The organism is Actinoplanes sp. NPDC051411 (assembly GCF_040682075.1).
Taxonomy (GTDB): Bacteria; Actinomycetota; Actinomycetes; order Mycobacteriales; family Micromonosporaceae; genus Actinoplanes.
This window is the reverse complement of sequence record NZ_JBFBAD010000046.1, coordinates 14,773-28,956: the sequence shown is the minus strand read 5'-3', so window position 1 is coordinate 28,956 and position 14,184 is coordinate 14,773. Positions and strand designations below refer to the sequence as shown.

8 protein-coding genes are annotated in these 14,184 nt (G+C 69.8%); 5 read left to right on the top strand and 3 right to left on the bottom strand.

Annotated features, from left to right (window positions below; genetic code table 11):
- Positions 1 to 7 precede the first annotated feature (7 nt).
- On the top strand, positions 8 to 1,360 hold the full coding sequence (locus AB0M88_RS24980; RefSeq protein WP_364106214.1) for an MFS transporter: 1,353 nt from the start codon (positions 8 to 10) through the stop codon (positions 1,358 to 1,360).
- A gap of 144 nt (positions 1,361 to 1,504) precedes the next feature.
- Positions 1,505 to 2,239, top strand: a complete 735-nt coding sequence (locus AB0M88_RS24975; RefSeq protein WP_364106115.1) for a class I SAM-dependent methyltransferase — start codon at positions 1,505 to 1,507, stop codon at positions 2,237 to 2,239.
- Positions 2,240 to 2,345: 106 nt separating this feature from the next.
- Here AB0M88_RS24975 and AB0M88_RS24970 read toward each other — a convergent pair whose 3' ends face one another.
- Together AB0M88_RS24970 and AB0M88_RS24965 are read right to left on the bottom strand one after the other, a co-directional pair.
- On the bottom strand, positions 2,346 to 3,998 hold the full coding sequence (locus tag AB0M88_RS24970; protein WP_364106113.1) for a sulfatase-like hydrolase/transferase: 1,653 nt from the start codon (positions 3,996 to 3,998) through the stop codon (positions 2,346 to 2,348).
- A 168-nt stretch (positions 3,999 to 4,166) separates the two neighbouring features.
- A complete protein-coding gene (locus AB0M88_RS24965; protein WP_364106112.1) occupies positions 4,167 to 6,413 on the bottom strand; it encodes an EAL domain-containing protein in 2,247 nt (748 codons plus the stop codon).
- 86 nt (positions 6,414 to 6,499) lie between these two features.
- Between AB0M88_RS24965 and AB0M88_RS24960 the strand changes: the two genes are divergently transcribed.
- The 3 genes from AB0M88_RS24960 to AB0M88_RS24950 all read left to right on the top strand — a co-directional run bounded on the left by AB0M88_RS24960 (position 6,500) and on the right by AB0M88_RS24950 (position 10,832).
- Complete coding sequence (locus AB0M88_RS24960) at positions 6,500 to 7,126, top strand: helix-turn-helix domain-containing protein (RefSeq protein ID WP_364106110.1); 627 nt, start codon at positions 6,500 to 6,502, stop codon at positions 7,124 to 7,126.
- Entirely contained in the window at positions 7,120 to 8,856 is a 1,737-nt protein-coding gene (locus AB0M88_RS24955; protein ID WP_364106109.1) for an ABC transporter ATP-binding protein, read from the top strand. Before AB0M88_RS24960 ends, AB0M88_RS24955 begins: the two co-directional genes overlap by 7 nt.
- Before the next feature lie 65 nt (positions 8,857 to 8,921).
- Complete coding sequence (locus AB0M88_RS24950) at positions 8,922 to 10,832, top strand: ABC transporter ATP-binding protein (RefSeq protein WP_364106212.1); 1,911 nt, start codon at positions 8,922 to 8,924, stop codon at positions 10,830 to 10,832.
- Between the two features lie 69 nt (positions 10,833 to 10,901).
- Here the strand turns inward: AB0M88_RS24950 and AB0M88_RS24945 are convergent, their stop codons facing one another.
- Positions 10,902 to 14,171, bottom strand: a complete 3,270-nt coding sequence (locus tag AB0M88_RS24945) for a Calx-beta domain-containing protein (RefSeq protein ID WP_364106107.1) — start codon at positions 14,169 to 14,171, stop codon at positions 10,902 to 10,904.
- Positions 14,172 to 14,184 lie beyond the last annotated feature (13 nt).

Here is a 14,184-nt window from a genome sequence, read left to right as displayed (position 1 = left end):
AACCTCGATCTGTTGGATCGTCAACGTCGCCCTGCCCGCCCTCGGACGCGACTTCCACGCCACGCTGGGCGACCTCAGCTGGGTGCTCAACGCGTACGCGATAACGCTGGCCGCCCTCCTGGTCGTCGCCGGACGTCTCGGCGACCGGATCGGGCAGCGCCCGATCTTCCTGGCCGGCGTGGCCGTCTTCACCGTGGCGTCGCTCGGCTGCGCCCTCGCCCCCAACCTGGGCCTGCTCGTCGCCGCCCGCATCGTGCAGGCGATCGGCGCCGCCGCCCAGCTGCCGACCTCGCTGGCGCTGCTGCTCGCCGCCGTCCCCGCCGACCGCCGCACCACCGCGACCCGCTCGTGGGCCGCGGTCGGTGGCCTGGCCGCCGCCTCGGGGCCCGTGCTCGGTGGCCTGCTGGTGCAGGCCGACTGGCGCTGGGTCTTCGTGGTCAACCTGCCGATCGGCGTGCTCACGCTGATCTTCGGCGGCCTCTCGCTGCCCCACCCGGCGGCCCGCGAGTCCGGGCGACTGCCCGACGCGCTCGGCGCCGTGCTGATCACCGCCGCCGTGGCCGCCCTGTCCGGCGCGCTGGTCGAGGCGCCGGACTGGGGCTGGGTCTCCCCCGGCACGCTGGGCCTGGCCGCGCTGGCCGTGCTGGCCGGCGCGTGGTTCGGGTTCCGCTCCCTGCGGCACCCGCGCCCGCTGCTCGAACTGCACCTGCTGCGGCTCCCCCGCTTCGGCGTCGCCGGCCTGGGCACCCTCACGTTCAACGTGGCGTTCGCGATCATGCTGCTCTCGAACGTCCTCTGGTGCCAGGAGGTCTGGCACTGGAGCGCGCTGCGCACCGGGCTCGCGCTCGTCCCCGGCCCGGCCCTGGTCCCGATCGTCACCGTGCTGACCACCAAGGCGGTTCACCGCTTCGGCCACGGCCGCTTCGTCACCGTCGGCGGGCTGCTGTTCGCGGCCGGCATGCTGTGGCGGGTCGTGTTCCTCTCGGTGCGGCCCGACTACCCACGCGACCTGCTGCCCAGCATGATTCTCGGCGGCATCGGCGTCGGCCTGGCCATGGGCACACTGATCGCGGCCGGCGTGCAGTCGCTGCCCGGCCCGCGCGCGGCGACCGGCTCGGCCCTGGTCAACTCGGCCCGCCAGATCTCGGCCTCGATCGGCGTCGCCCTGCTGGTCACCATCGTCGGCAGCCGGATCGGCGCCGGCTCCAGCGACGACTTCCGCTGGGCGTGGGCCCTGGCCGCCGCCCTGAGCCTGGCCACCGCGGCCGTCGGCCTGCTCCTCTCCCGGCCGGTACGCCCGGCGGCGGCCCCGGACCTCGAACCCGCCACCGGGCTGACGACCGGGACCGCCGCCCATTGACCGATCAGTCACGACCGCCGACGGAGTGGTGTTGGCGCTCAGGGGGAACGCGTCGACGTAGACCAGGGCCCGCACGTCACCGCCGTTCGGCCCACGGTCCGTGCACGAGCATGATGGGCGGGCAGGGCCGAGGCGGGGAGAACGATGAGCACCGAGTCAGAGTCGGCGACGTGGTCCGGGATCGCCGGGTGGTACGACGAGCTGCTGCAGGCGGGCAGCGGCCCGCATCAGCTCGCCGCCGAGACCACCGTCCGCCTGTCGCCCGCCGTGCACGGCTCGGACGTCCTGGATGTCGCCTGCGGCCAGGGGATAGCCAGCCGGGCATTGGCGCGGGCCGGAGCGCGTTCGGTCACCGGCGCCGACCTCGCCCCGGAGATGATCGAGGCCGCCCGCCGCCACGAGGCGAACGATCCCCTGGGAATCGTCTATCTGGTCGAGGACGCCGCGACGCTGCGTACGCTGCCGGACGCGGCGTTCGACCTCGTGACGTGCCAGCTCGGCCTGATGGACATCCCCGATCTGACCGCCGCGCTCACCGCGGTCCACCGGGTTCTGCGGCCCGGCGGATCGTTCGTGTTCGTGCTCGCCCACCCGTGCTTCCTGGCTCCCGGCGCGCAAACCGTCCGGACCGCGGAGGGGCGGCCCGGCCGGCTCATCACCGACTACCTCGGCGAACGTTTCTGGAGGTCGCCCAAGCCTCAGGGGGTCCGCCGGGCCGGGAACCACCACCGGACGCTCGCGACCTACCTCAACGCGCTGCCGGCCTGCGGCTTCACCCTCGAACTCATCGAGGAGCCCCCGGCGGGCGCGCTGCTGGCGCGCCAGCAACCGGTCTACTCCGCAATCCCGATCTTCTTCGCCGCGCGAGCCCGCCGGTGAGGCCGGGCGTGGTCGAAGTCGGGCGTGGTCGAAGTCAGGCCGGCACGCCGCGACTGTGAGAATCCGGCCGCGTCGGCCCTGGCGGAGCCGGCGCGGCCGGACGACTCTATTTTGCCGCCTCGTCGGAGCCGAAGGCGGTCAGGAAACGGTCACGGAACTGGTTCATCGGCCAGACCGGGGCGTTCGGGGCCGGGGTCAGGCCCTGGGTCCAGCCCCAGCTCGCGATCTTGTCGAAGACCGACTTGTCCTTGGCGACGATGGTGATCGGGACGTCGTGGCTGGCGTTCTGGCCGACCACGACCGAGGCCGGCTGGTGGTCGCCGAGGAAGACCATGACCAGGTTGTCGTCGCCGTATTTCTGGATGAACGAGATCAGGGTGTCGACGGAGTACGCGATCGACTTCGCGTACGCCTCCTTGATGTCGTGGTTGTGCTGCCACAGCTTGCCCGGGCCCTCGGCCGCGGCGACCATCGGGCCGTAGACCGAGCCGTCGCCGATCTGGTTCCAGTCGAGGGTCTGGGGCAGCGGCGCCCACGGGGTGTGGCTCGAGGTCAGCGTGATCTCGGCGAGCAGCGGGCCCTGGCGTTTGGCGTACTCCAGGTTTTCGAACTGCTTGAGGACGAACTGGTCGGGCATCGTCGACCAGCTCAGCGACGGGCCGTGGTAGCCCAGCGTGTGCGAGTCCCACACCTGGTCGTAGCCGTAGAAGTTGCCTTCCGGCCAGGCGTAGGTGACGCCCGGCTCGACGCCGACCGTGCGGTAGCCGGCCTTCTTGAACGCCCGGGTCAGCGTGAACCGGTCGCCGCCGACCAGGTTTTGGTAGCGCTGCTGGTTGTCGATCCAGAGGCCGGACAGGAACGTCGAGTGGGCGAGCCAGCTGCCGCCGCCCGCGGTCGACGAGGTGAGGAACCCGCTCTCCGCCGCGAAGCCCTTCTCGGCCAGTTTGCCCTGGTCGCCGGCGAGCTGGCCGAGCACCTGGGTGTTGAACTCGGGGTTCTCCAGCGCGTCGCGGCCGTAGCTCTCGACGAAGCCGACGATCACGTCTTTGCCCTTGAGCCCGGTCAGCAGCTGGTCGCCTGGGGTGTTCTTGAACGCGTCGACCTGCACCTCGCGTTCGAACGCCTTCTGATCCTTGATGTCCTGGGGCAGCTTGAGGGCGGTGTCGCGGGCCAGGGCGGCGGCGCTGGAGGCGGCCACCGGCACGCCGCCGACGACCTGTACGCCGAGGACCAGGCAGACCACCCAGGCCGCGGCGAACGCGAGCACGGTGTGGCCGGTGGCCCGCTTGTGGGCGCCGAACAGCCGGCTGAGCCGTATGACCGCGAGGGTCATGAAGGTGAGGATGGCGACGATCAGGACGACCGCCCCGATGGCGACCAGCAGGGAGCGGGTCTTGCCGATCGAGTCCTGCAGGAAGCTGTAGCCGTCGCCGATCAGCGGCCAGTCGAGCACCGGGTCGAACTCGCGCGCCAGCACCGAGTAGAAGCACAAGTCGACGATCTTGATTACGGTCAGTAATCCCAGGACGAAGCCGAGCACGCCGGCCACGATCTTGCGCGGCCGGGGCGGCAGCACGATCAGAATCGCGGCCGCCACCAGCCCCTCGATCGGGATCCGGAGGAGGGCGTTGCCGATGGGGTTTCCGGGTGGGAGCCGCGTGATCTGATCAGGCACGATGAGCGCCGAGAGGACCAACAACGCGGCGAGCGTGGTGAGCACCGCGCCACCGACACGGCGCGGCTTCGTGAAGAATGACAACTCGGGTTCCTTTACCACCGCTGCGTACCTGCCTTGGGGTACACGGCAGGAGACCGGGTTTGGTTCAACCCTGGGTGACGATCACGACGACCTTACCCGCGGGGGCTCCGGTCGCCACGTGCCGGATGGCGGCCGCGGTCTCGGCGAGGGGTGGCGATCCCGAAGTATTTACCTGGCCGAGGTGAGCATGAGGGCGTTGATGTCCTCGGGCGCCCCCGGGCGGCCGAAGAGGTAGCCCTGACCGTGGTCGATGCCGATGCGGCGGAGCATGGCCCACTGGCCGTCGGTCTCGATGCCCTCGGCGACGGTCTGCATCTTCAGGGCCTGGCCGAGGCCGACCACGGCGTCGACCAGGGCCACGTCGTCCGCGTCGGTGTCGACCTGGTCGACGAACGTCTTGTCGATCTTGATGATGTCGACCGGCAGCTGCTTGAGGTAGCTCAGCGACGAGTAGCCGGTGCCGAAGTCGTCGATCGCCAGGCGCACGCCGAGCCGGCGCAGCGAGTGCAGGGTCTGTTTGGCGCTCTCGATGTCGGCCATCAGCATCGACTCGGTGATCTCCAGGGTCAGCGAGGCCGGGTCGATGCCGGCGTCGGCGATCGCCGCGCGCACGTCGTCGACCAGGCCCACGTCCTGGAACTGACGGGCCGAGAGGTTGACGTTCATCCGCAGGTCGGCCGCGGCCTCGGGCGACTCGGCCCGCCAGCGCGCCAGCTGCTGGGTGGCCTGCCGCAGCACCCAGCGGCCGAGCGGGACGATCAGGCCGTTGGCCTCGGCGTTCGCGATGAAGTGGTAGGGACCGAGCAGGCCGTCGCGCGGGTGCTGCCAGCGCACCAGCGCCTCGACGCCGGTCAGCCGCTGGGTGTGCATCTCGACCACCGGCTGGTAGAGGACCAGGAACTCCTCGTGCTCCAGCGCGTGCTCGAGGTCGGCCCGCTGCTGCGCCTCCTCCAGCACCGACATGGTCATGGTCGGCTCGAAGATCCGGTACGCGTTGCGGCCGGCCCGCTTCGCGGCGTACATGGCCAGGTCGACGTTGCCCAGCAGTTGCTCGGCGGTGAGGCCGTCGCCCCCGGTCGCGGTGGCGATGCCGAGGCTGAGCGTGCACATCGCGTCCCGGCTGGCCAGGCGGATCGGTTCCCGTACGACCGCGAGCAGCCGCGCGGCCAGCGCGGCCGCGTCCGCCGCGGCCAGGTCTTCCATGAGGATCGCGAACTCGTCCCCGCCGAGGCGGGCCAGCATGTCGCCCGGGCGCACCTGGGCCCGCAGCCGGTCGGCGATCGTGGTGAGCAACTCGTCGCCCGCGCTGTGGCCGAGGTTGTCGTTGACCAGCTTGAAGTCGTCGAGGTCGAGCAGGAGCAGGGTGACCGGGCGACCCTCGCCGCCCGATCGGGTGAGATCGAGCACCGCCTGTTCGAGCCGCTCGCGGAACAGGGTGCGGTTGGGCATGCCGGTCAGCGGGTCGGTGAAGGCCTGGCGCTGGAGCTCGGCCTCGAGCGCGCGGCGGGCGCTGATGTCCCGCAGGCTGATCACGACCGCCGGCATCTCCGGATCGTCCTTGAGGGTCCGGCCGATCACGTCGACGTAGACCCATTCGCCGCCGGCGCCGAGCAGCTTGGTCTCGGTGCGCCGGGTTTCCGTCGGCGGGAGGTCCCAGACCTCGTACATCCAGGCCCGGAGCTCGTCGATCCGGTCGTGGTCGGCGTACTCGCCGAGGCGGGTCCCGAGCAGCTGCTCCCCGCGGTAGCCGAGCAGCTGCTGCACCGAGGAGCTCACGAACCGGATGTAGCCGCCCTCGCCGATCGCCAGCACCGCGTCGGCCGAGGCCTCGAGCAGGGTCGCCGTCCGCAGCTCGGCGACGGTCCGGCGGCGGTCCAGCCGGCGCCGGCTCTGGGCGTTGACCGCGGTCAGGCCGACCACGCAGATCATCATGGCGACCAGCACGATCGTGGTGATGACGTCGGTCGCCGCCTGCACCGGCAGGAGCACGCAGTAGCCGAGCACCGAGGCCGTGCCGAGCACGACCACGACCGACGGCGACCAGAGGGCGGCCGCGGTGAGCAGCAGCAGGACGGCCCCGGGCAGATAGAGCATCAGGCCGCGGGCGTCGCTCATCCCGAACAGCAGCAGGACCGGCAGCTCACCGAACCACCAGAGCAGAAGCCATTTGCGTACGCCGCGCCGGCGTACCAGGCTGGCCCACGGCAGGCGCAGGGCGGCCGCCTGGAGCAGCACGACCGCGACCACCGGCACGAGCCAGAAGTGGCGGCCGGGCGGCCAGTTCAGGGCGATCCGCACGCCACCGATCGAGGTGACCAGCACCGCGACCCACGTGCCGATGCGGATCTGACGCGACCAGTAGTCGGCGGCGTGGTCGTCCATGTCGGTCGGCTGCTCCTGCACGGGCTGCCACATCGGCGCAACCGGTTGGCACCTGAGGCAAACATCCGTGACAAATGTCAGTGGCTGAGTGAGTGCTCACTCAGTTAGGGTTCGGAATCGTGGAGAACAGGCGCAGACGGGTGCCGGCGATGGCCCCCGACGACCGCCGGGCCGCGCTCATCCAAGCGACCATCCCGCTGCTGCACGAGCACGGTCTCGATGTCAGCACGCGGCAGATCGCGGAGGCTGCCGGGGTCGCCGAGGGCACGATCTTCGGTGTCTTCGAAAACAAGAACAAGCTGGTCACGGTGTCGGTGCTCCAGGCACTCGACCCGCAGCCGATGATCGACGCGTTCGCCGCGATCGACCGGGCGCTGCCGCTGCGCGAGCGGCTGACGATCGCCGCCGACCTGCTCATGCGGCGCTTTCTCGAGCACGCCCAGCTCATGACCGCGGTCCGCAAGCTGGTCATGACCGGGGGCGGCCAGGGGACCCCCTTCCACAAGATGGCCCACGACCGCGAACGGACGCAGGCCGCCCTGGCCGAGCTGATCCAGCCGGACGCCGCGATCCTGCGCCGCTCCCCCGGCTCGACGGCCCGCCTGCTCCTGCTCTATTGCGGCGCCCGCACGTTCGGCCCGTTCGGCGACCCGGACGGCTTCGACTCGCAGGAGGCGGTCTCGCTCCTGCTCGACGGACTACTCATCAGGCAAGACGACACTCGGGGGGCTCAGTCGACGTGCTGATTCGACTGCTTCGCACGCACCTCCGGCCCTATCGCACCACGATCGGGCTGGTCGTGTTCTTCCAGTTCCTGCAGACGCTGGCCACGCTCTACCTGCCCACGCTCAACGCCGACATCATCGACAACGGCGTGGTCAAGGGCGACACCGGCTACGTCATACGCATCGGCGCCGGCATGCTCGGCATCACGGTGCTGCAGATCGCGACCCAGATCGTCGCGGTCTATTTCGGCGCCCGCACGGCCATGGCGGTCGGCCGCGACGTCCGGGCCTCGATCTTCCGCGCGGTGCAGGGCTTCTCGGCCCGCGAGGTCGGCCAGTTCGGCGCCCCGACGCTGATCACCCGCGTGACCAACGACGTGCAGCAGGTCCAGATGCTGGTGCTGCTCACGTTCACGCTGATGGTCTCGGCGCCGATCATGTGCATCGGCGGCGTGGTGCTCGCCCTCCACCAGGACGTGCCGCTCTCGGCCATGCTGCTGGTCATCGTGCCGCTGCTGATCGGCGTGGTCAGCCTGATCGTGAGCCGCATGCGCCCGCTGTTCCGCTCGATGCAGAAGCGCATCGACCGGGTCAACCGGGTCATGCGCGAGCAGATCACCGGCATCCGGGTCATCCGCGCCTTCGTCCGCGACGAGCGCGAGCAGGTCCGCTACGGCCGGTCCAACGACGAGCTGACCGACGTGTCGAAGAAGACCGGCAAGCTGATGGCACTGATGTTCCCCAGCGTGATGCTGATCGTGAACGTCTCCAGCATCGCCGTGCTCTGGTTCGGCGGCCACCGCATCGACGCCGGGCACATGCAGATCGGGGCGCTCACCGCGTACCTCACCTACCTCCTGCAGATCCTGATGTCGATCATGATGGCGACCTTCATGTTCGTCATGATCCCGCGGGCCGAGGTCAGCTCCGAGCGCATCGAGGAGGTCCTCGACACCGAGTCGTCCGTGCGGGTCGCGGCCAACCCGGTCACCACGCTCAGCCGGCACGGCTATCTGGAACTGCGCGACGTCGACTTCCACTACCCCGGCGCCGAGGCGCCGGTGCTCCACGACATCAACCTCACCGCGCGGCCACGCGAGATCACCGCGATCATCGGGAGTACGGGCAGCGGCAAGACGACCCTGCTCAACCTGGTCCCCCGGCTGTTCGACGCGACCGGCGGCCAGGTGCTGGTCGACGGGGTCGACGTGAAGGACCTCGACCCGGTCGAGCTCTCCCGGGTCGTCGGGTTCGTGCCCCAGCGGCCCTACCTGTTCACCGGCACGATCGCCACCAACCTCCGGTACGGCAACCCGGACGCGACCGACGACGACCTCTGGCGGGCGCTCGAGGTCGCCCAGGCCCGCGACTTCGTCGAACGGATGGAAGGCGGTCTCGACGCGCCGATCGCCCAGGGCGGCACCAACGTCTCCGGCGGGCAGCGGCAGCGGCTGGCGATCGCCCGGGCACTGGTGCACAAGCCGGAGATCTACCTGTTCGACGACTCGTTCTCGGCCCTCGACTACGCCACCGACGCGGCGCTGCGGGCGGCGCTCACGGCGTACATCGCCGACGCCACGGTGGTGATCGTGGCCCAGCGGGTCAGCACCATCCGCGACGCCGACCGGATCATCGTGCTGGACGACGGCCGGGTCGCCGGCACCGGCACCCACGCCGAGCTGATGGACACCAACCCCACCTACCGCGAGATCGTTCTCTCGCAGCTGACCGAGCAGGAGGCCGCCGCGTGACCGCCCCCAACCGGCCCGCCGGCGGGCCACCGAACCGGCCGGTCGGCGGCCCACCGGCCGCCCGCATGATGATGGGCGGCGGCCGCCCGACCGAGAAACTGCAGGACTTCAAGGGGTCCACGGTGCGGCTGCTCAAGCTGCTCAAACCCCAGTGGCCGCTGGTCTCGGTCGCCGTGCTGTTCGGCATCGGCAGCGTCGGCCTGGCAGTGACCGGGCCCAAGCTGCTCGGCAAGGCCACCGACATCATCTTCGCCGGCTGGATCGGCCGGCAGATCCACGTCCCGCCGGGCACGAGCAAGGAGCAGGTGGTCGCCGGGCTCCGGGCGGCCGGCCAGGGCACCCGGGCCGACCTGCTCAACGCGGTCGCGTTCACGCCCGGCGCCGGCATCGACTTCGACCGGCTGGCGCACCTGCTCGCCTGGGTCGCCCTGGTCTACGTCTTCGCCTGGGTCTTCGGGGTCTTCCAGGGCCGGCTGATCGCCACGGTCGTGCAGAACACGGTGTCCCGGCTGCGCGGCAGCGTCGAGGCCAAGCTGGCCCGGCTGCCGTTGTCCTACTTCGACCAGCAGGCCCGCGGCGAGGTGCTCAGCCGGGCGACCAACGACACCGACAACATCGCGCAGACCCTCCAGCAGACGTTCTCCCAGCTGATGACCGCGCTGCTGACGATCATCGGCGTGCTCGTCTTCATGTTCTGGATCTCCTGGCTGCTCGCCCTGATCGCCCTGGTCACGGTGCCGATCTCGATCCTGGTGACCACCCAGGTCGGCAAGCGGGCCCAGCCGAACTTCGTCGCCCAGTGGGCCACCACCGGCAAGCTCAACGGTCACATCGAGGAGATGTTCACCGGGCACTCGCTGGTCCACGTCTTCGGGCGGCAGAACGAGGCGATGGAGACGTTCGACGAGCACAACGAGAAGCTGTTCGCCTCGGCGTTCCGGGCCCAGTTCATCTCCGGCATGATCCAGCCGGCGATGATGTTCATCGGCAACCTCAACTACGTGCTGGTCGCGGTCGTCGGCGGCCTGCGGGTGGCCTCGGGGGCGCTGACGCTGGGCGACGTGCAGGCGTTCATCCAATACTCGCGCCAGTTCAGCCAGCCGCTCACCCAGGTGGCGTCGATGGCCAATCTGATCCAGTCCGGGGTCGCCTCGGCCGAGCGGGTGTTCCAGCTGCTCGACGCGCCCGAGCAGAGCCCCGACCCGGAACCGGTCGACCTGGGCCGGGTGGCCGGGCGGATCGCGTTCGAGGACGTGTCGTTCCGCTACCTGCCCGACAAGCCGCTGATCGAAGGCCTGTCCCTCACCGCCGAACCGGGCCAGACCGTGGCGATCGTCGGACCCACCGGCGCCGGCAAGACCACGCTGGTCAACCTGCTGATGCGGTTCTACGACGTGTCATCGGGGCGGATCACCCTCGACGGGGTGGACATCGCGTCCATGCCGCGCGAGGAGCTGCGCGAGCACATGGGGATGGTGCTGCAGGACACGTGGCTGTTCGGCGGGACGATCGCCGAGAACATCGCGTACGGCGCCGACTCCTACGACATCGAGGCGGTGCAGCGGGCGGCCGAGGCGGCCCACGTCGACGCGTTCTGCAAGACGCTGCCGGACGGCTTCGACACGGTGATCGACGAGGAGGGTTCGAACGTCTCGGCCGGCCAGAAGCAGCTGATCACGATCGCCCGGGCGTTCCTGGCCGAGCCGAGCATCCTGATCCTCGACGAGGCCACCAGCTCGGTCGACACCCGCACCGAGGTGCTGATCCAACGGGCGATGAACACGCTCCGAAGCGGCCGCACCAGCTTCGTCATCGCGCACCGGCTCTCCACCATCCGCGACGCCGACGTGATCCTGGTGATGGAGAACGGCAGCATCGTCGAACAGGGCACCCACGACGACCTGATCGCGGCGGACGGAGCGTACGCGCGGCTCTACTCCGCCCAGTTCGCCCAGGCCGTGGCCGAAGTGGACTGATCCACGGCGTACCCCGGCAAAGCGGGAGGGGCGGCACATGGCCGCCCCTCCCTTTGTTCGGTCAGTGGGTTACTTGATCGTGATCTTCTTGGCGGCCGAGTAGCCGCCGTTGACGCCCACGTTCATGTCGCCCTGCACGAAGGCCCGCAGCGTCCAGCTGGACTTCGACTTCTCGGAGACAGTCGCCTTCCAGAGGTTGTTGCTGACGGTCGTGCCGCGCCAGGTGTTGACCCACTTGCCGTGGGACAGGACCTGAACGATCACGACCTGCTTCGGGCCGCGCGGGTTGCCCTGGATGGCCAGGCTCAGCTTGCCCTTCGACGGCGAGCTCGCCACGAAGACCGGAGCCTGGTCGATGCCGACCTTGATCTCATCGGACATCTTGTCGCCGACCGCGGTCTGGAACCGGTAACCGGTGCCGATCCAGCGGGCGAACTTGTAGTTGCCGCTGGAGTCCGCCGTGACCGAGTCGATCTTCACGAGCTTCGGCATGGCCGGGCTCCAGGGGCCGCCCCACAGGTCGACGGTCGCACCCGGGTCCGCCTTGCCGGTGACCGGCACGGCGATCGAACCGGTCACCCAGGCCGGAGCCATGATGCTCGGAGCGCCCGGGTTGCTCGGCGGAGGCGTGGTGCCACTGCCGCCGTCGTTCGCCAGGATGATGACGTCGCCGGCACCCTTGGTGATCGCGGCGCCGGCCGGGCCGGGAGTGCCGAGCTTCACGTAGAAGTCCTCGTTGCCCTCCTTGACGCCGTCCTTCTTGATCGGCACGTTGATCGTCTTGGACATCTCACCGGGCGCGAAGCTGAGCGTGCCCTTGGTTTCGGTGTAGTCCTGGCCGGCCTTGGCCGAGCCGTCCTGAGTGAAGTACGGGACGGTCACGGTCTGGGTGGTCGACTTGGTGTCGCCGGTGAACGCCAGGTCGACCTGGACGTCAACCGAGCCTTCGCCCTCCTTGATGGTCTCGTCGTGTACCGAGGCCGCCGGCGGCAGGTCGCCCGCACCGTCGAGGATCTTGTAGGTGCCGGTCGACGAGGCGAACCCGATCGGCGACGGGGTGCTCTCGCTGGCCGTCACGGCGAGGGACTCGGTGGGCTCGTCGATGTTGTCCGGATTGAAGAAGATCGTCGCGAGCGGGTTGCCGGCGAGCGCGCCGGTCTGGCCGCGCGTGACGGGCACGTCCGCGATGGTCACCTTGTCGAAGTCGGTGCCCGACGTCGCCGCGTCCGGAGCGGTGCCGCTGCCGGCCACCGCGAACTTGACCGTGTACGGGCGCTGCGAGGAACCGACGATGGTGCCGTTGACCCGCACCGAGGTGCCCTCGGAGGCCGAGGTCTCGTTGAAGGTCATCGTCGGGGCCGCGTCGTCGTTCTTGATGGTGATCGTCGACGAGTGCTGCATGCCGGCCGGAATCGTGTCCAAGATGTTGCCGCCGGTACGGGTGACGCCGGCGGTGATCGTCTCGTCCCGCTCGTAGACCGTGTCTCCGTTGATCGGCACGTCCAGGTAGCCGGTGAGGCTACCCGCCGGGATCGTGACGACCCGGCTCGCCGGGGAGTCGTAGTCGTCGGCGCCCGCGGTGGAACCGGTGTTGATGCCGGCCTCGTTCGCCGTGCCGTCGGTCAGCGTGACGTTGAACGTGTTGTCCTGGTTGGACAGCGCGCTCAGGGTGATCGGAACGCGCGCCATCGTCTGGCCGCTGTTGCCCTCGTCCTGCAGGACGTCCCCGACCGACCAGGTCGGCTGGGTGTCGCTGGAGTCCGCGATGGTGATCGTCTGCGGGGTGAGCAGGCTGCTCGCGTCGACCGAGTTGTTCGGGCTCGTGAAGTTCACGTTGAACGTCTCGTCCGGGTACTCGTAGAGCTTGTCCCCGATGATCGTCACCGGAATGGCCGCGGTCGTCTCCCCGGCCGCGATGGTGATGCTGCCGGGGGCTCCCCGGTAGTCGACGCCGTTGGTCGCGGTGCCGTCGGCGAAGCTGTAGTTCAGCTTGACCGGCACGGTCGTCGAGCTGCTCAGGTTGACGTTGATGTAGGTGGAGACCTCGTCGGTGTCGCCCTCGGTGAAGGAGGTCGAGCCCGGGCCGCCGACAGTGTTCGGCTGGCCGACCGTGTCCACCGTGATCGACGGAGCACCCTGGGCGTCCCGGATGATCCCGGTGGCCGTCGTCGGAGAGCCGAGCGAGGCCCCGACCGGCGCGCTGAGCGTCATCTTGACGTTCTCCGGCCCCTCGACCGTTCCCGGGCCGGGGTCCGCGGTCGTCTGGATCAGCTTCGTCGCGGTGGTGGCGAGGTTGGGAATCGTGAACGTGCTGTCGAACGAGGTGTAGTCCGAGGGCGACGAGGCCGGGTTGGCCGTGTCGGTCGCGTCCCCGTCCGACGTCGCGAGATGAACCGTGACGTTGCGCTCGGACGGGTTGGAGAGGATGACCGGGAAGCCCAGCGTGCCGCCCTCGACCACCCCACCCGCGTTACCCAGGTGGACGGACGGCATCGGGTCGTCGTCCCGGATCCCGACGGTGACCGAGTCGCCACCCATCGCCGCAACGGCACCCAGTGCGACGGGGTCGCCCACGACGTCGAAGTTCTGGACCGGGTCCTCGTTGACGTTGTCGTCCCACAGGCTCACGGAGATCGAGCCGCTGAGCTGGCCGGCCGGGACGGTGATGGCCGCGCCGGTGGGCAGCGCCGTGTAGTCGCGGTTGACACCGACGTCGGACCTTGCCGTGTCGTCGACCGTCTGGACCGGGATGACCACGTCGTGGGGCTGGGCTGTGGTCATCGTGGCGCTGACCGTCGCCGTGGCCTGCGTCGTCACCGCGGACGTGCCGGTGCCGGTCGTGGTGGCCGTCTCCGAAACGATGCCCGGACCGGTCAAGGTGTAGGCGTTGCTCGTGTCGACGTTCCAGATGGTTCCGACCGCGTCCAGCGTGCCCGCGCCCGGGACGGTCTGGTCGTCCGTGGCGATGAGGTTGAAGGTCTCATCGCCCTCGGCGAACACGTCCGCCATGGTTGTCACCGTCACGGTCGTCGTGTTGACGGCACCGGCGGTCGCCGTTCCCGGGAACGTGACCGTGGTCCGGCTGGGCGTGGCATCGAAGTCCCCGCCCGAGGTGGCGTTTCCGATACCGATGCCGGTGACGCCGGTCGAGATGGCGTAGGTGCCCGCCGACGCGCCGGTGTAGGTGAGGGTGAACGAGACCTTCCCGCCCTCCCAGTTCGCTGCTCCGGTGCTGATCGTGAGATCGGAGACCGAGGTGGTGTTGGTCGCCAGTGCCGGCGACGCGACGAAAACGGCTGGGACGAGGGCAGCGGCCGCGGCAGCTACCGCTGCGAGCACTGTTCGGGCCCTG

Bases quoted from the DNA above. Each gene is read 5' to 3' on its own strand.
- AB0M88_RS24950 (WP_364106212.1), top strand. From the start codon at position 8,922: ATGATGATGGGCGGCGGCCGCCCGACCGAGAAACTGCAGGACTTCAAG.
- AB0M88_RS24975 (WP_364106115.1), top strand. From the start codon at position 1,505: ATGAGCACCGAGTCAGAGTCGGCGACGTGGTCCGGGATCGCCGGGTGG.
- AB0M88_RS24965 (WP_364106112.1), bottom strand. From the start codon at position 6,413: ATGTGGCAGCCCGTGCAGGAGCAGCCGACCGACATGGACGACCACGCC.